Origin of the sequence: Lacrimispora amygdalina, from assembly GCF_900205965.1 — a bacterium.
GTDB lineage: Bacteria > Bacillota > Clostridia > Lachnospirales > Lachnospiraceae > Lacrimispora > Lacrimispora amygdalina_A.
Genome location: NZ_OAOF01000005.1, coordinates 239,580 through 258,521, shown reverse-complemented (window position 1 = coordinate 258,521; position 18,942 = coordinate 239,580). Strand labels below are relative to the sequence as shown.

The 18,942-nt window shown below is 42.4% G+C and carries 14 protein-coding genes and 2 pseudogenes; all 16 read right to left on the bottom strand.

The genetic code is table 11. The features are described 5' to 3' along the window. Positions 1-14: 14 nt before the first annotated feature. The 16 genes and pseudogenes from CRO04_RS09750 to CRO04_RS26195 all read right to left on the bottom strand — a co-directional run bounded on the left by CRO04_RS09750 (position 15) and on the right by CRO04_RS26195 (position 18,930). On the bottom strand, positions 15-4,961 hold the full coding sequence (locus CRO04_RS09750; RefSeq protein ID WP_097004037.1) for a DUF6531 domain-containing protein: 4,947 nt from the start codon (positions 4,959-4,961) through the stop codon (positions 15-17). A gap of 27 nt (positions 4,962-4,988) precedes the next feature. Next, positions 4,989-5,534, bottom strand: coding sequence for a hypothetical protein (locus CRO04_RS09745; RefSeq protein WP_097004036.1), 546 nt, complete (start codon positions 5,532-5,534; stop codon positions 4,989-4,991). Further along, the gene (locus CRO04_RS09740; protein WP_141400968.1) at positions 5,513-6,085 is read right to left on the bottom strand and encodes a hypothetical protein; all 573 of its coding nucleotides are present in this window, start codon (positions 6,083-6,085) and stop codon (positions 5,513-5,515) included. Before CRO04_RS09740 ends, CRO04_RS09745 begins: the two co-directional genes overlap by 22 nt. Before the next feature lie 11 nt (positions 6,086-6,096). Then, positions 6,097-7,497: a contractile injection system protein, VgrG/Pvc8 family gene (locus CRO04_RS09735; protein WP_097004034.1), complete on the bottom strand. Its 1,401-nt coding sequence runs from the start codon at positions 7,495-7,497 to the stop codon at positions 6,097-6,099. After that, a complete protein-coding gene (locus CRO04_RS09730) occupies positions 7,478-8,071 on the bottom strand; it encodes a hypothetical protein (protein ID WP_097004033.1) in 594 nt (197 codons plus the stop codon). The genes CRO04_RS09735 and CRO04_RS09730 overlap by 20 nt, the downstream gene beginning before the upstream one ends. 30 nt (positions 8,072-8,101) lie before the next feature. After that, positions 8,102-8,623, bottom strand: a complete 522-nt coding sequence (locus CRO04_RS09725; RefSeq protein WP_141400967.1) for a hypothetical protein — start codon at positions 8,621-8,623, stop codon at positions 8,102-8,104. A 9-nt stretch (positions 8,624-8,632) separates the two neighbouring features. Continuing rightward, a complete protein-coding gene (locus CRO04_RS09720) occupies positions 8,633-8,845 on the bottom strand; it encodes a hypothetical protein (RefSeq protein ID WP_097004031.1) in 213 nt (70 codons plus the stop codon). 26 nt (positions 8,846-8,871) lie between these two features. Further along, on the bottom strand, positions 8,872-10,458 hold the full coding sequence (locus CRO04_RS09715) for a contractile injection system protein, VgrG/Pvc8 family (RefSeq protein ID WP_097004030.1): 1,587 nt from the start codon (positions 10,456-10,458) through the stop codon (positions 8,872-8,874). 435 nt (positions 10,459-10,893) lie between these two features. Continuing rightward, positions 10,894-11,163, bottom strand: a complete 270-nt coding sequence (locus CRO04_RS09710) for a helix-turn-helix domain-containing protein (protein ID WP_097004029.1) — start codon at positions 11,161-11,163, stop codon at positions 10,894-10,896. Between the two features lie 4 nt (positions 11,164-11,167). Continuing rightward, a pseudogene (locus tag CRO04_RS09705) lies at positions 11,168-11,647 on the bottom strand (type IV secretory system conjugative DNA transfer family protein); the annotation flags it as partial. 133 nt (positions 11,648-11,780) lie between these two features. Then, positions 11,781-13,643: a group II intron reverse transcriptase/maturase gene (gene ltrA / locus CRO04_RS09700; protein ID WP_097004028.1), complete on the bottom strand. Its 1,863-nt coding sequence runs from the start codon at positions 13,641-13,643 to the stop codon at positions 11,781-11,783. Positions 13,644-14,369: 726 nt separating this feature from the next. Continuing rightward, a pseudogene (locus tag CRO04_RS09695) lies at positions 14,370-15,710 on the bottom strand (type IV secretory system conjugative DNA transfer family protein); the annotation flags it as partial. Positions 15,711-15,796: 86 nt separating this feature from the next. Then, positions 15,797-16,675, bottom strand: coding sequence for a nucleotidyl transferase AbiEii/AbiGii toxin family protein (locus CRO04_RS09690; RefSeq protein WP_097004027.1), 879 nt, complete (start codon positions 16,673-16,675; stop codon positions 15,797-15,799). Beyond that, entirely contained in the window at positions 16,672-17,262 is a 591-nt protein-coding gene (locus CRO04_RS09685) for a type IV toxin-antitoxin system AbiEi family antitoxin domain-containing protein (protein WP_097004026.1), read from the bottom strand. Before CRO04_RS09685 ends, CRO04_RS09690 begins: the two co-directional genes overlap by 4 nt. Positions 17,263-17,348: 86 nt before the next feature. Further along, on the bottom strand, positions 17,349-18,782 hold the full coding sequence (locus tag CRO04_RS09680; protein WP_097004025.1) for a DUF3991 domain-containing protein: 1,434 nt from the start codon (positions 18,780-18,782) through the stop codon (positions 17,349-17,351). Beyond that, the gene (locus CRO04_RS26195; protein WP_166432517.1) at positions 18,760-18,930 is read right to left on the bottom strand and encodes a hypothetical protein; all 171 of its coding nucleotides are present in this window, start codon (positions 18,928-18,930) and stop codon (positions 18,760-18,762) included. Before CRO04_RS26195 ends, CRO04_RS09680 begins: the two co-directional genes overlap by 23 nt. Positions 18,931-18,942 lie beyond the last annotated feature (12 nt).

Here is an 18,942-nt window from a genome sequence, read left to right as displayed (position 1 = left end):
TTATTACAATTCTTTTATCTTTGACTTTCGCATTCTACAAACTGGCTTTTCACCCACTTATATGCCAATAAACCAATCTCACTAATATCAATGGTAACATTACCACCTCCTCCAACACCTGCGTATGCCTCAACACCAAACGTCAACTTTAAATGACCATCAAATATCCCGTCGTTCAAACCCACTATTGGAGTAAACTCATATGTACCATAATTATACTCACCAGCCAACGATAATTCCAAACTATCCGGTATACCTGCACCACCTCCTGCTTGACCTTTAAAAGAAACGTCCATGTGTTCGTCCATCTCAAGATAATTTTTTAATATAAAGCTGATATTTACTAACCCGACTGAAGCCTTTCCTCCAATTCCGACTCCTCCTTCTACATTTGCATCCAAAATTATATCAATTTCATCTATAATTGACTGCCAGCCTTCTTTCCAAGCCTTGTCTGCAGATTGATATAATTTACTAAAATAATCTCCCCATATTTCATTATAATTAACAGTACTTGGCCTATTTCCATCCAAATCTACCCACTTCAATGAATTTCCCCAACAATACAAGTATTCATTTAATGTATTTGGCATATAAATAGTTCCTTTTATCTTATCTACTGAGGTGTACCTTCCAATCTTCGGCATGTACTCCCTCGCCTGTGCAAAATAAGTATTTGCCACAAGATCCTTTTGATATCCTGTATATCCAAACGGCTGTACATCTACTTGATTCCCAAGTAAATCTTCCCCAAACTCATCATATCCATATATATTTTTACAGTTCTTTTGGATACCAAGTAAACGGACCGGGCTTCCCAGTTCATCATGAAGATATATATAAGAAGCTTTTTCTTCTAACATAGATACCACATTAGAATCCCATACATAGTCCTGCGTATTTGATCCCTGTTCTGTAGTTTCTGATTTGGAAAGGAGGTTATGATACGGCTTTGTTAAATCAAGCAGATAATCTAATTGAGCATGAGGTGTTTCATATTCATATTTTGCTTCTTTCCCTCGCTCCCACCAATCAGATGTTCTTTCTATTATATATTCTTGCTTCCCAAACCTATAACCAAGCCCGCAATAGTTATAAATCGCTATTTCTCCTTTTTCATTTATTGCCCTGCTTAAATGATTTGTAGCATCATATAGATATCCAGTATCCAGTTTTCCTCCTTTCATAATTCCAGTCAGATTACCGCGCCTATCATACTGATATCTTTCTTCCTCCGATCCCCTTGCCTCTAACAACTGATTTGCTGCATTATACTTATAGAAGTTAATTACCATACCTTCCTGCTTCTTTATCCGGTTTCCAAAAGCATCATAGTTATAGTTACGCAGTCTTTCAGTGCCCTTATACACTTCTATCAGACGATCTAACTTATCATACCGATAGCTATAGACACCATTTTCCTCCTTCAAGTTTTTGCACATTTCTTCTGTTAAATGTCTAGAAAGGAGTGGAATTTCTCTCTGTTTTATAATCTCTGTTTTATTCCCTGCCAAATCATACCCATAATCATACCTTTCCAAAATATTTCCATCTGCTTTATGAGTTAGACAGCTTAATAGTCCCATAGAGTTGTACTGATAATTGGTAATGATTCCGTTAAGGAAACGCTTCTCCGTCAGATGTCCTCCCTTGTCATAATGATAGGTAATTTCTTGTCCATCATAAATCAAACGGCTCAAACGGGATAATTCATCATATTCATAAGACACCTTTCTGCCATCCGGATAGACAATACCTGTCCGTTCACCAATCTTACTCCATTCATAACCAATTTCCCGTCCCTTATAATCAGTAATCTTTCTCGGTCGACCTGCCTCGTCAAGTTCCACCTTGGTCGTTCCCAGCCAGTCTTTCACTTCTATAAGTTGTTTTAACGCATTATACTGAAAAACTACACTTCGGTTGTCTGCATAGCTGATTTCACTAAGTTCACCTGTCTTTGTATAATTATAGCGAGTTTCATAGCCCTCTTTATCCAATTTCACAATCATTTGACCTGTCTGGTTATAAGTATAATGCTCCATTAACCCCAGTGGGTCGATTATGGTTTCAATCATTCCCAGTCCATTGCGTTCATATCTTGTCAAATGAACTTTATTTGAATCATATTCCTTATTATCTATATGTAAATCACCACATTTCAGTAAAGTATCGCTTCCCTCATGCTGACAAATGGTGATGAGATTATCCATAGCATCATAACCATACTCTGTCTTATTTCCCATAGCATCTATTACAGCGCTCAGATTCCCTCCCATGAAATACTCATACTTAGTGACATTTCCTAAAGTATCTGTCACAGAAGTTACATTTCCAACTGCATCATAAGTATAACATATTTTCTGACCCAAACTGCTTTTTACGTTTACAATCTTATTAAGACAGTCATAAGAATACTCTAAATAATCTCCCTTCTGATTTTCCCGACGCGTTAAATTTCCGTTCTTATCATAGGAGTACTGCTCATAGCTTCCATCTGGATAAATAATCTTTTCTATAACACCTCCAGTACCATATTCATAGACTATTTTCCTCTGCTTGGAATCAATTACGCAGGAAATCTTTCCCAAATTATTATATTCATATCGGACAATATTTCCCAGAATATCTGTTTCACTGATTTTTTGACCTGCTTCATCATAGGTGTATGTTATAGACTGACCCATGGCATTTGTAATACTTGTTAAATTTCCTTCCATATCATAGTCATATACTGTCCTTGCTCCACCAGCATCAACAACCTCTGTCACACGGTTTCTTTCATCATATTCCATGGTTGTTTTATTTCCATTACCATCTGTCATTGCTGTTTGATTTCCATTGGCATCATATTCATAATAAATTGATCCTCCGGTCGGAAGAGTTAATTTTTCTAGTCTATTTAAACTATTATATTTATATAAATACGCTGCCCCGGTAGGAGTAATTCGTTTGGCAACGTTCTGCATCTGGTCATATTCTAATATTTCCTTTCCTCCATCTGGAGTAACGACAGAACTTACCTGATTCATATTATTATACTCCAGACAAGTAACAGCCCCATTAAAATCTATAACCTTTGTTACCTTACCGCTTTTTGTATATTCATAGCTTCGCCGTTTCCCTTGCGCGTTGATGATACCTGTTATCCTGTCACCAGTATCATATTCATAATTTGTCCTGTTCCCATTCCCATCAACGATTTTCACTACCCTGTTTAATACATCATAATCATAGCTGATTGTGTTCTTAGACCCATCTATGATTTTAGAAATATTACTATGCTCATCATATTCTATATAGATATGGCTTTTATCTGTTTGAACCATCTCCTTTACTCTTCCTTGGGTATCATAAATAAATTCCTGTCCTCTTCCCAATGCATCCTCTGTATGGAGTAGATTACCTTTGCTATCATATGTGCGTTTTATTTTCTTAACGCCATTTACGGATAATATCAGTAAGCGGTTATTCGCATCATATGTCATGTTATATTTACAACCATCTTGATAGATAATCTGAGACAAATTTCCTTTATCATCATAAGATGATTTTATCATATTTCCGTTCTTATCAACACGCCTAATCAACTGATTTCTGTCATTATATTCAAATGTTTCCTCTCCATCTTTATAGATGGTACGGATATTACGCAGTTTCTTATCACTCTCATATATAATCAGGTTCCCATTTTGCTCTTTCATGTATGTGCGGTTATTCTTATCATCATATCGCAGTTCCACCACGCCCCCATCCGGGAGTGTCTGCTTCACCACACGGTCAGCCCCGTCATATTCATTTTTTACACCCGCGATATTTCGAGGTGTCACAACCTCATTGAGCCTTCCATTCTCGTTATAATCATATGTATAGGTACAGCCGCTTGAATTGATAAACCAGCGAAGTTTACCATACTGATATCTTAAACTCACCTTCCGCCCGGTATGGTCCTCCACATAAATCAGATTCTTTTCTTTGTTATATGTATATTTTAACTGACCGCCTGTTCCGTTCCCCACACTCTCCAGAAAGCCAGCCTCATTATACGTAAATATTCGGAGATTGCCGTTTTTGTCTCTTTGGGTACACAGCCTGCCATCACAGTCGAACTCATAAACAGTCCCATCCTCCTGCTCATAAAAATACCCGTTTTCTGATTTCTTAAGACTTCCTCCATCACCCATTACCGGGGCGTACTCTCCCCCCAGTTTACGGCGGTATGGGACCTCCCTTCCATCCTCCAGAACAATACCTAATAAATCTTCTCCTGCAATTTTTATCAAATGCACTCCGTAATTATGGCTCCAGCCCTCTGCCAGATTTCCCTGATTTCCGCATTCCATTGCATTATAAAACAGTTTAAAACTTAAGGGCATAATTCCTTTAATAATAAGATCTTCTTTTTCATAAATATAATTACCCGTATTCATATTGATTGGATCCTTACCAAAAACATGGCAAAGTATATTTTTCCCTGAGGCCCAGCGAACTACGTTCTGATAACGCTTCAGGAAGGCATCCCAATTAATTCTTCCATCATACCCCTGACCGGATGTGACCGGAATAATGATTCCTCCCTTTTTGCAGAGCAGGACAGAGCTCATGCTGATAGCCTCTTCTCCTCCTACGGTTTCCGCCTTTCCGGTTCCTACTGCCGTGTTTTCCCATTTATCAACCAGATCCATGAAGCCTTCGCACTTGTGGTCCTTCTCATTCTTTCGGCACTCCCCAAAGTATGGGATATTCTCACAGGCCTTGCAATCCTTACAGTTCACCTTTTTCTTTCCACCACTGGTATATCCATGACCGGTTTGAAGTTTAAGCTGGGTAATATTGCTTCCGTTAACACAGAAAAGCTTTGCTCCCTCTACCAAATACTCCTTACTATCTGCTGCTTTCTGGGCCTGATTAAGCTGCATTCCGGTTCCCAGACCTAAATTCAATTTACCTGTCTCACTCATTGCTTTTTATCCTCTCTTTCCCCTATTTCAATATTTCAAGATGCTTCCGTCAGATAAACTTACCTCCTTAAGCTTCATACCGATAACCCCCCGTTCCAGCAGACTTTCCGCTAAATCCATACGAATTACTACTGTACTTTCTGTTCCTGTCCTGACACGAAATAGAGGAGCTCCACTAAATTTTTCTCTGTCAAGTATTATCTCCCTCTGTCCGGGACCGGGCTGCTTCACCAGACACGCCTCTTCTTCCAGCACAGGACAGTAATAGGAGGCACATTCCCCTTTTTCTGTATCAAATAGTACAAAAAACAAAAATGGAATATTTAAATCATATAAAGCCGTCACCTCCATAGCTTCCCTGGAAAGCAAAAAAAATGGCTTATCAATGATATCCGGGAATATCCCGTCCATTCCAAGTTTCGCGTTAAACTGAATGAAAGGCGGCATCTTCTGGTACTCGTCCCGTGTTAATTTTCTTACATCAATGGTCTGGCTCCAGTTTATGATCTTCGGAAAAGGATTTTTATCTCCATTGGTCAATATAAAATATTTCATCTTTCCTTCATACGCCAAAGAATCTCCCCCTCCCCCTGATATCTTCCGAAAAAGGCAGTAAAATTTTCTGCCTTTACTGCCTTTTGAAAAGCTTCCGTCTCCATGATCTCTTCTGTCAGGTCAAAGCACAGCTGACGGACAGCCGCATAGTAATATTCCACACATATCCTGCGGACAGCCTCTTCCTCATACCTCCAGATCCTGGGGTACTGTCTCCGTAAGACTGTCATCACGGATTCCATGTCTTCCTCAAAGCATTCAAAAAAGCAGGAAGGACGCCAGTACAGTTCTGCCGGAGCCGGATCAAAAAAGAATTCTTCGTCATACAGGGACAACCGGAATTCATGGCTTCCGGTCTGAAGGCTGGTGTGGAGATAGCAGATTCCCAGCCATGATACTTCTTTCTTCTCATCTACTGCCTGGCTGAATAATTGTGCAAAAGAATCTACCGCTTCTTTTCTGTACTCCTTTTTCCGGTATTCACTCTCCAGTCTCCTACACTGGGAAGCAAATAATTCTTCTTCAGCATTTTGGGCGGCTCTCTCCAATTCTTTTAACCGGTCCATCATGATCCTCCTGCCTATTGTACTTTCAGTTCTCCCCCGGTAAATGAGATGCCCTGATCAATGTCAATGCTGGTTGTCTTCTGTTTTAAATTTACAGATGCAGTCCCGGCCGCTATGAGAGAACCGGTCTCACTGGAAATCGTTAAGTCGTCCTTCGCTTTTATCACGATGTCATGCTGGCTGACAATCTGCACCCCTTTTGAATCGTTGAGTTCTATTTTCGTCCCCTGGTTATTGGTAATTACAATGGAATCCGGGGTAAAACGGATTTCCTTCTGGTATTTATTCTTGATGATCTTGTGTTCCGGATTTTTCCGGTCCTGGCTTTCCGTATCCAGATGGACGGAGCTGATCACATAAGCCTCTTCTTCCCTTTGTTCCGGTATATGCAGCCTTACCGCATCACCAATTTCCGGCATACAGTACCAGCCGGTCCCGTCAGGAGTAGAATAAACCGTAGAGTATGGATACCACAAATTGATATTCTGCTCCTGGTTTTCATCCTTTAAGACCTTTACCATCACTTTATCTTCTTTCACCTGCAGAACCTCTGCCCGGTAGGAACATCCGGTCCTGTCTTCCTGAAATGTTTCTGGAAAGTCCATGCCAGATCTGGATTTTAAATGGCATGTATGAAGCATTTCTCCTCTCTCATAGCTGCTTTCCATTTTCCAGACAAAAAGCTGCAGTCCGTTTACTGTCAGCTGATCCCCGATCTGATATTCCTCCCGACTCTGCAGGATGTATTCCAGACAGGCTCCTTCCGGCATTTTCGAAAGCCCCTGATTCCGTTTCCTGCGGTAGTCTCCCAGATCTTTTTTCACTGCATATTTCATGTGATCTGCAAGTTCATAACGTTCCCCCTTTGGCAGATCATAAAAATATTTAACTCCCCATGTTCTGGTGCTTGGTACGAGGAAGCTGTGAAATCTTGCTGCCATCCGCTTTAAAAATTCCCAATCGGTCTCTCTGTACTGCAGCACCAGTTTTCCTGTTGAGTCTGTAAGAGGCCGTGTTTTGATGAGCCCTGAGTTCTCATACGTACCGGTAATCTGTTTAAAGATCATCTCATATGTAACTGTACTGTCCTGAAAGGTTCTGAAATGCGGTTTTAAATCCATAAAACACGTACCCGTAGTTATTTCCAGGGTCATCTTTTTCTGGTCCATCATGCTTTCAATGGAAAAACCAGTGACAATGCCCCAGAAAAGTGTCTGTGCTTCACCATCTTTTCCTATTGCTTCTATTTTCTCCCATACGTCTCCGGTCAGCTGATTTATATAACTATCTTCATCCTTATCTTCAATGTATCCGCTTATCACAGCAGTACCATGTTCATTAATTTCTTTGCTTACCTTAAGTTCTCTGATCTCTATAAACTGTAACGGTTCTGTTTTAAGATTGTATTCTTTCACACTCTTCCTCCTCTGTCTGTATGGTACCAAGCATGGTAAGGATTTTAGGCTTCCATCTGTCGTAATCCTTAAATATGCAGTAAAAGGTTCCTATGATTAATTTTCCCTCCGAAAGGAACAGGAACATCATGTTATAGACTCGTTCATCGGCAGCAAAGCTTTTGTAGTCAAACCACAAGACAAGGACAGTGACAGATACTTTTCCCTGGTCATAGAAAACGTTCTTTCCGTCTGCCTGTTTTAGTATATGGCGGATTCGTTCCCTCTCAGCTTCCAGATCTGTATCGGTTTCTTCACATTCCAATATCGCATTCTGGAACGTGAGTCCTGCGTGTTCATGTGGATTGACAAAAATCAATTCCGGACGGTTCTTGGAGAAGAAAACCGACGCTGCTTTTTCCCTTCCTACCTCTTCAAAACCACCAGGAATCTTGATTGTAAAACCAGGACCATTAAACTCTGACCAGCCAGACGGTTCTCCTCCCGGCTTCTTCGTATCCGGTTCTATCTTTTGCAGTTCCTTCTGTATTTGAAGGAATACTTTATCTATATCATCATCCTGAACCTCTTCCATCTGGTTTTCCTCCCAACATTACCTGATATACTAAGTTGTTTCGCTCAGCGTATTAAAGAAGTGTTTCAACAGCACTTCCCATTTCATGCGGTCCTGCTCCGGGTAAGTCGCTGTTGCAAGAAACATTTGGCTGCGGACTGACAGGACTGCCTTTACATGTTGCTGCATTTCTCCGGCGTCCTCCAATTCCATAGTGAACCAGCTTGCCGGATACTGTCCGCCTGCATGTAAATGAACTGGTGACAGCTCACTTCTTGGATATCTGCTGCTTATGTATTCCCTGACCGCTTCTGCTGCTTTTCTTGTTTCTTCCTGTCCCAGGTTTTTATGAATCAACTGGAATGTCATCTGATTTTTTCCATCCGCATCTGAAAAGATCATTTCCGGGCGTTCTTCATATGGGTAAAGCATGTCTTTCATGCTTTCAGGCATTTGCTTAAGCTCTTTCGGGATCTCTGCTGATAACATTGCATCAGCCAATGTAATCCGTTCCATAATGACCTGCTCCTGAAGACACCCTTCTGTGTCTGGATCATACAATATGTTCATCATTCCTACACCTTACCCATTCTTATCCTGAAAGCTGATGGCAAAATCCTCAATGATCTGCTTTCTTTTGTTCAAGCGTTCCTGCGCCTTAGCCTGTTCCGACTGGAATACCTTCTTTTCAAGCACGGCTGCTGCCTCCAGACTGCTGCTGATTGCATTCAATCGATTGACCTTTTCAATTGCAGGACTTTTCCCCACGCCGCCGATTTTTATGGTCTTACCCATCTTTTTACCTCCCTTAGGAACTATTCCTATCTGATCTTTACCATATCTACCTTTGTTCCTGTTATCTGTCGCTCCAACCCGGTAGAGCCGGCTGAGCTCGGAGTGGAAGCCATTACAGCATTCTCCGCCCCACCGATATCATATCCTTTGGTATCTGAAGATTCAAAAACAGGAAATCCGGCATCTTTGCTTCCTTCCATTTTTACTTTTCCAAATTTACCAATGGAATCAAATCCATTGCACATATTGATCACCGTTGGAGACATGCTATTTCTTCTTACAATCGAAATTTCCTGAGGAGCCTGAAAAGATACCCGGCTGCCTTTCAGCCATACTCCTTTTTTAGCCAGGACTGTCACCTCCCGGCTGCTCTCAATGTCCGCTCCCGTCCTGTCATGAATTTCTACCTTTAACGGAACCTTTTGCTTTAAATCCACAAATCCCAGACTATCCGGCAATAGAAACAACCGTTTATCCTTTGCTGTTGTAAAATACCGTTTGGACGGATCTCCCATCTCTCCATTTCCAGCTCCGTTTTTCCGGATACTCCTGATGGCCCTGGCAGTGCCTTCTCCGTCATCAAATGTTATCGTGATTCGCTCTCCAACCTCCGGCATACAATACATTAAATTACCCGTTTCCGGCATCCATGGATACCAATACCCTTCTCGGATTGACTGCTCCCCGTCAATGTCCAGCTTAACCCGCACAGATTCCTGTTTCGTTTCCAGCACCGTTCCTGCCAGGGAAACTCCGATCATTTTGGGATTATCATATCCCGCCGTCCCGAATACTTTTGGGGAACCTACCGTATAATGGTAAACCAGCAGGCCATTTTCCAGCCTGCACTTTTTTGATAGCACCACCATTTCCCGGTCATTGGACATAGATATATGGTCTCCGGGCTTCCAGTTTTCATAGCTGCTTATTTTATAACAAATAAACTGATGTTTTGCAAAATGGTACTGATCCTGGTCAAATGTATAGTAAGTCTTATCAAACCACGTTCTTTCAGGCAGGATTCCTTTCTCTTCTGCCGAATCTCCTAGAGGCAGGCCAAAATGCAGCTCCGGCTTTAGGGAAGCTCCTCCTGGAAGCAGAGAAGTTCCTAATTGGCTTGCAATCCGTTTTAAAAAATCCCAGTCTGTTTCTCTGTATTGATAGATTGGTCTGCCGATTTTCCGGTCTTCGATATGAAAGATTACATCCGCATTTTCTGTGTCCGATAATACACTTCTCACCAATTCCTTATAAGTCATATCAATCTTTTGAAATGACCTGCTTCTCTCTTTTAGGTCCAGCAACTCCGTAGGCGATATTGCCTCAATCCTTGCTTTATACCCATTTCCTTCCTGCCATATCTCAACATTTTTTATGAAACCGCAAAAGATAGGTGGGTTGGATTTATTACCCTTTTCATCTGCAGCTGAGATTGTTACACTGCTTCCCTCCAGCTTCTGGAAGACCGGAGACTCTCCTGTCTCATCCGGTACAGATCCTGTGATCCTGGCAGCGGTATGGCAGTTTTTCTCTATTTTCATATCAAATTCCTGAATTTCACTGATGTTCAGATCGCTGCTGATTATTAGATTCCCTGATGTTACTGCATTCATAAAATAGCACCTCTCGCATCTGTTTGGACTTTTTTATTAATCAATATGTAATACTATTCTAATGTTACATTATATACCATAAATCGTCAAATTTGTGCTTCATGTAACATTTAACCTGCTACATGTAATTTTTGGTAATATTATGTCAACTCAACTGCAATCTTGGCGGAAATCTAAACCAGAGTTAGCTCTATACACAGAATTAAAAACTGATCCAAATCTTTAAATCCTTTCAGTACTTAATAGCAAAACAGAGGAATCAAGGATTAACTACCCCCGATACCTCTGCCATTCTCTCCCCCCAATCCTTGTTCTTTTTCTGCTGTTAAATATTCTTAAAGTGAGAAGTTCCCCTACATGGTCCATGGTGAACCATACCATGGTCCACTAAAAAAGCAGACTTTACCCTTGGTGTGAGAATCATATTTCAGGCTTTTATCTGGTATCCGATTTTTTCAGATAAAACATGTTGCTGCTCTTGCCGCCGCTCTCCCTCCACCGCTGCTCTTTCGTAAGATATCCATTTTTTTCTAAATCAACAATAGCACGTTTAACGGTACTCCGGGACAGTTTAAGTTCCCTGGCGATAGTGCCAATCGCCGGATAGCATCTGCCCTCCTTATCAGACCGGTCAGAAAGATACATATAGACAGTTCTTGCACGGTGCGGCAGTTCAGAGGAATAAAGCGAGGTAAAGTAACCCATAGCGTCACCCCTTTTTGGATTCCTGTTTTTGAACAAATGGATCAAGATTGATGAATGCTGATGAATGCGTATTTCCTTCTGATGCAGCCTCAGTTGCTGCTGGCTTTTCCGGCATTTCCTCACAGACAGCATGACGCCGGATAATTTCTTCCTCCAAGGTGAATCGGTCGGCATAGTCCACCTTTCTGGCTGACTTCTCCATGATTTCATAAGGTTTGCCGAAAACAATTCCCCATTCGAGAAACAACTTCAACCTGGTTCTCATGGGATAGGCTCCTGTCTTAGTTACGACAAAATGACCTTTTGGCATTGACTTCAATTCATCAGGTGTCATAAGCGGCCGCTCAATCATCTGCAGAGACTGGCTTGGGTCGTTTTTCCCAAGGCTGACGGAACCGCTCATGATCGTCTTGCTTCCGAGAGCTTTGGATAATATCTGTGCCGATTCGCTGTTGGGGGCAAAACCGCCGAACACCGTATATTGCGATAGGTAAACCTTTGATATAATCTCCAGCTTTTCCCCCGCTTAGCACCGTGCACGAGACTTTCACCTCACACGGCGCCCCATCGTCTAATATTAGAAATCATAATCTACACAACAAATGTTAATCTGCCATTTACATGGTTATCGGCTCTAAATTGAGCCTGTTGCGAAGCCTGTTGATTTTATCCCTTTGATTGTAATTAGGCTGTATCAGTTGAACATATTTCTCTACAATATCACTTTTGGTTGCATGAATAAGTCTGTGCACATCAATATCAAGCATGATAAGATTACGATACTCGTCCGTACCGCCGTCTCGAATGGTAGTTTTATGATGAAGATGTATTCTGTCAAGTTCAAGAATTTTTCCCGTTACAGCACATTTCCCAGTTTGTGCGCAATACAACGCTAATCTGTTATCGTTATATTCCACACTTCGATTTTTAACAGGGTGTGCCATTAGGTAATGCAGAATACCCATATTTACCTTTTCGAGTGACTTATGGATAAGTGCACGCCCTTCTTCCGTGTATTTATTAACCTTGACAGGCTTGTACATCGGGTTTCGATGTACGACTGCACCAATAGGCGCAACAGCTTGATTTTTAATGAAACGTATTTGCTTGCTGTGCTTGTAATGATTGTAGACAAAGCCAACTGTGGGATTTTCGCATTTTCGTTTTATTCTGCTTCGCAATCTGAGTTTAAAGGTTCGGTCAACAAGAAAAGCTATTTTTTGTAGGTCAATGTTCACATTAGTCGCATAGCGATAATAGTTCTGCACTCCTATCACTATGGAATTGTAGATGTGAACTTCATGATTTTCATCGTTTACATTTTTAGGGTTTTGTATTTTCTTTATCTGATTGCTTAGCTTTTCTGATACTTTTGATTTAGCTTTGGGAGTTAATCTGCTCGCCACAACATATTTTCCGCTCTTTTCCACGGCTTTGATTTGAAATCCCAGAAAATCCGAATACTTCTTTTTCAGATTCACAACCTTGGACTTTTCAGGACTAATTTCCAATCCCAGCCGTTCTTTCAGCCACTTCTGCGTAGCTATGAATAGATTATCAGCATCTTTTCTATTGCGGCAAAATATTTTGAAATCATCGGCATACCTGATAATGAAACACTCTTTTAAATTTGTTTTTTTGAGTGCGAGGAAGGTACTGCCTTTATTGATAGAGCCGTTTTTGTTTACCGTTTGGACATATGGGTAGCGTGTCTTCATGTTTTCCCATTGTGAGGCTATCCACCAATCCAACTCATTTAGCACAATGTTGGACAGTAGCGGTGAAATAATTCCTCCTTGCGGAGTGCCTTTTTCAGGAAATCCAATTCCTGCAACCTCGGCTTTTAGCATTACTGATATGATTTTTAACAGCTTTTTATCTCGTATGCCCATTGCCCACATTTGCTTTATAAGCTTGCCGTGATTGACATTGTCGAAAAATCCTTTGATGTCAATGTCCACCACAAAATGTAAACCTTGAAGCTGTATCGCTTTATAGACCTGAGCCAGTGCGTTTTCCACACTTCGATTTGGTCTGAACCCATTGCTTCGTTCATGAAACTTCGCTTCGCATATAGGCTCTAAAACCTGTAGAACAGCCTGCTGTATTAACCTATCCACGATAGTAGGAATGCCGAGCGGCCGCATTTTCCCATTTCCTTTTGGGATTTCCACCCGTCTAACCTTATTGGCGGTGTAATGTGAAAATCTCTTTTGCACATGCTCTACCAATTTTTCTGTTTCCCATTTTTGCAAATCAAGTATCGTCTTGTTGTCTGCTCCTGCCGTTTTACTGCCATGATTTTTCTTAATATTCCTGTATGCAAGCTTGATATTGTCCTCATGGGTAATGATTGTCATGAGGTCATAGAAATTTTTCTTTTCCTTACTTTTGGAATACAAGCCATCAAATATCACTGTGAAATTATAATATTCGGCATTGCGCAGTTTTTGTTTCTTTGGCTTTTTAACTTTTGTCAAAGTTTGCTACTCTCCTTATGGATTTCGCTTTTCTTAGTCATACTCGAACCTTTGAATTTGTGTAGTTATGCGTATTAATATTTTGACGACTAATGGCTTTCCCTCGACTATGTTTCCATAGCTTCATCGGTACTGTGCCATCACTTTCGGTTAGATTAAGACAGGTTATGTCTTTCCTGCCAATGCTTCATCGCCTGTATCAGCTCTGCATTCTAACCTTACAACGTTCCGATATTCCTATCTATACATATATCCGTAGGTGTTCTCTATGAGCCTGTATGCACGATACCGCCTGTAACGGTATAAGGTTTTTCATAGCCAATGTCTTACTAAACCTCGCATACTGCCAATGAAGGCACTTGCACATTTCTATGCAATCAACTTATAGACCCTTTCATTCGAGCGTTCGTCAGTGTTTTTGCAAACACATTCTCACCATAGATATTTTGTAGACCACCGACCTATCAACTGCACCGGTTACCTCTAACCAGCTTTCGTTGCAACCTGCAATACGGCAGTTTTCAGCCGACTTCAACGAGCTTTATACCGTTTTGCCGATACAGGCAAAACCGCATATCGTAGTATTATGGCGGCGCTTCAAGGCGTTACCCTCTTATTTCACCTGTTGGAATATCAGTTCTCCAAGCATTATTTTGGAAACTTCTCTCAGTTTCCTTTATATTTTGTGCTTGTGCCTAACCTTTTCAGTTAGGAACGTTTCGCACCCTGACAGTTGTCAATGATAATGGCAGAGCCCTCCCGACCGTAGTTTTTCTCTAGCTGGGCAAAGGACTGGATGATTGCGACGATGGACATACGGCGGGAACGGCTGGCAGAGAACATCATCTCAGCAGATTCAATCTTGGGAATCGTACCGATTTCATCCAGAAACATCATCACCCGGTTCGGAAGCCTGCCGCCATGCTCATCGGCTACGGAGAGGATTTCCCGGTAGAGCTGCTGGACAATAAGGCTGATGATGAAATATTTGGTACTGTCTTCCTCTGGCATAACGAGGAAAATAGCACTTTTCTCTGTACAGAATTTTTCTGCATCGATGGCAGTATCAAAGCACAGAATCTGCTCCAGCTCAGAATCCAGGAATGCATTTAGTCTGGACAGTGCCGTGGAGAGGACGCTCTGCATGGCCTGCTCTGCACTGTTAAGAGCCGCACCAGCGAACCATTTGGTCTTATGCTCATCCGGCAGATGCGACAGCAGCAGCTGGAACAGGGTTCGTCCCTTGACTCCACTGGGCGCCAGCAGATCTTGTATTAGCTTAAACACAGATACGATGTGCCGCTGCTTTGGCTCACAGTATTCCGCAATAAGTAAAATCACGGAGGTCAGCAGTCCTTCTGCGGCGTCATAAAAAAAAGCATTTTGTCCTGCGGAAGCCGTATCAAAACCACCGGAGTTGATGATTGTTTTAGCGGTAATCTTGGCATATTTTTCTGCTCTGGCCTTATATACCAGGCTGTGAGGATTGGCAAGATATAAATCCATATATCGGTTTACCAGGTGCAGAAGGTTATTGCCGTCCGACCGGGTGGGGTTACGAAGATCAATGACTGCTACATGGTAGCCGTAGTAATCTTTTGCAATACTGCCATAGTTACGGTAGAGATCACCTTTTGTGTCAGTCGTGACAAAACTCATGCCGCAGGCGCAGGAATATTCCAGATTCGGATAGAGGAAATTGGCTGTCTTACCGACACCAGCAGCACCGATCATCAGACAATGGATGTCATCGTCATCAATCAATGCATAGCCGTTGGGAGCCGTCTTATCAAAAAGTGATGCCCGCTGCCAGCCAACGACCAGCCCCTGTACCTTTGGAAGGCTTTCACCTTTACGCCATTTCTCCGGCTCAAAACGGACTTCCGTATAGGTATGCTTGATTTCCTGCTTTGAGGCCCATCTTGCCGTCCCATGCTGTCCATCCCCCACAGTCTTTGATTTGATGCCATTAAGGGTGTAATAATGGGCCAGCAAGGATAAAAAGCCGATTACGCCAAACATTGTCGCACCTGCGACAATCAGCGTGATAAGTTGAGATGCCTGCATAGTCTGCCTCCAATTTATATTTGGGTAAATAAAAACCGCCAGGGAGCGTTTCATACTCCTTGACGGCTTTAGAGATTTAGGGTTATTTAAAATTCCATTTTCATATCCATATCTTGCTGTTCAGTCATCGAAATTCCGTTGGTAAGCTCCAAAACGGAATCAACTGCATCCTGCCACGGGATATCGCCTGCATAGGCATACTTTTTTTGATACCGCTCCCACAGCTTGTGCATCTCCGGGCTGTCCTTTATAATCTGGACAGCTTGTCCGAGATTCTCACGCAGTAAAAAATCACTGCCTCTTTTCTGTACGGTTCGTGCAAATGCACTTTCTAAAACGAAATCGCTGATATCAGATTTTCTGGAATGGGTAAGAATATACACATCGTAGAAGTCCCTCATCCGGGTGTTTGCAGTCCCCCGTGAAAAGATAGTCTCCAGCTTTTCGGCAAGTACGGTTTCCAGTGTATATGCCTTAATTTCTATGGTTCTATCTTCAAAAAGCAGTTGAAAAGCATAGTTGACTGCACGAGGCGTAATGGGATCGCCGGTAGTGATGTCTACCTTCAGAGTCTGTCTTGTTTCATCGAGGAGCATTTCCAGTGTTACACGCAGCCCTGAATACTCGGCATCGTCGTGTATTTCCTCCAGCTTTTTCAGTGTCAGGGTTATGCTGTCATCTACCGGAACAGACAGTATATCTGTAAAAACGGAGCGGATAGCGTCTTCTGTCATTGGATAGCCATGGAGCGTCGTGTCCATATCCATAGTTGTCCGGGTATCCAGCCCTACCATGGCAGCAACCAGCATTCCGCCCTTTAATATCAGATTTTCCTTATAGGGTGACAGAGATATCCGTTCCAGCAAACGTTCCAGCATATAATTTCGTAAAATAATCTGCGAATTGATATTTTTTTGCTTAGACATATTTCGTATAAGTGCATTGAGCTGTCTTGATGTTTTCATAGCAGCACCTCCAAATACTGCCGCAGCAGCTTTGCCACGCGCAATTGATTGGCATACTGCATCAGCAGCGGGATATTTTTGTTCTTACGGCGTACATAGCGTTTGATTGCGTCGGGAAGCAAGGCGCTGTCCATCTGATTCCGGCTGCGGATCATGTCACAGAGGGTTCGTTCCGGATTATATGTCCGTACCGTTCTTCCGAACTGCGTCCTGACTTCCTCAACCCCGATTTCGTATAAATCCTGTTTAATGGAAAACACCACGAGACCTTCCTCCACCAGGCGCTTGGTGTTGTAGCCGGTGGGGACTGTCACGCTGTATGTCAGAGGATCACGGTCGGTCAGATCATGAAGATACAAGGCAGTGTCATGGGAGTAAATAATCCGGCTTTTACAGCTCTGCAGGATGAACATCCGATCCTCCAGCACATCCGGTGTGATGTACACACCGTGATCCACCCGCTCCAGCCTTCCTTCCTTCACAAATTTTGCCACATAAATATTTGGCACTCCGGCTTTAGCGATATCCTTGGCAAATAGCACACCGTCACTTTTTTCCAGAAGCGCCTCTAAGGTTTCCGTATGCATACAGGAGTACCTCCTTATTTTATATTTAATGCTAATATTATATATTATTTTAGCACAAAATACAATATATAAAAGAAAGTCATCTCTTACATACGCATTAACATATTAGCAGTCTGCTCTTGTTTTGGCATTATGACTTGATGCTCCAGTTCTACAAACATTCCCGTTCTAACACAGTCCAGTGCCAACCGAAGATATAAACTGCCAAGCCGCTGCTGATCAGCTTCTGTGCGGATGCCGGGCGTATTTGTCATCTGGTCTATCTCAGCCAGATCCCACCGGATATTCTCCATCCGGGTTCGCATCCAGCCCCTGTCCTCATGAATGCGGTAATTCATCTGGAGCTTTTTGATAAGCTGATCGACTGTCACCGAACGCTCCATCTGGCGGCACAGTTCCTTTGCCAATAGCAGGGAACCAGCCGCCATGCACTGCAGACATTCTCTGACAACATTCACTTTTTCCGGTACAATCTTTTCAGTTCTTACAAGCGGCTCCAGTTCCTTAAGGCAATCAGTTAAAAACTTTCTGACATCCCACTGTACTGCAAGAATCTCACACAAACCGGGCAGTATGGCACACATCTGTGGCAGCAATATCAGCTTTGGGTGTTCCTTGGAGGGAATGGGATTTATTCCATGTCTCTCTTTTAGCTCCTCATTCCAGTCCTTGTAGATGGATTGCATTACTGTTGTGTTTGAGTATCCATTTTCTGAAAGGATGTCCTTTAATCGTGAGTTTGCTTCGATCCCGGCTTCGTCGTGATCCAGGCAAAGGATGACTTCCTGCAGATGGGAATTATGCCGGAGCTGATGAAGCATGGCATGTTCTGCAACGCCATCCAGGGTGACATAGCTGTATTCCTGCCAGTTCTTTGGATACAGTGTGATAAAAGACAGCATATCCACCGGAGCTTCAAAAACATAGAGCCTGTTACTTTTACCGTTCCAGTGAAAGCTGTATCTGGGATCACTGCCTACAACGTTGCCTTTATAGGGTTCACCCTGGGTATATGTACCGCGTTTATGAGCATGCCGGGTGATACCCTTTTCATCCAGCCCTACAAAAACAGCATTATGATATTCTGCATCCTCAAAAATAAGTTTTTTACGGGCAAAATGTGTCAGCACATTACGATCTATAAATCGCTGCTTGATCAGATAGGCAAACACTCGACGCATATCAGGATTCATCCTCGGTACCTTAAATTCTTTTTTCGGTGCTGGTGCACTTTTAGAAGTTTGATTCCACTCCACGCCTGCTTCACCACCGAGAAGCCATTGTACAGCTTCAGGAAAACTGAGATTATAAAACTCTTGTACAAAATCAATAGCATGACCGCCTTCCTTACGGCTATGACGGAACCATTCGCTTCCGCGTACCGTTACACTATCATGCCGCTTCCAGCGCCATTCCCTGCCGGAGCGTGTGAGCTTTTCTCCCTGGCGTTCGAGGAAATCCACCAGGTCAACCGAATTTGCACGATGTTTTTGCTCATTAGTAAAATGAATATATGCCATCTCCCGGGCACCTCCTTTTTAATGCCTGCACTTTCCACAGCGGTAAAAAAAACACCCGCTGTTTTGCAGGTGGTTTGAATTTGAGACGGCTGGGTTTTCTATCAGGCAGTACTTTTATCTTCTGCCTGATCGGATACTTTTTCTTCATGAGCGTCCTCCT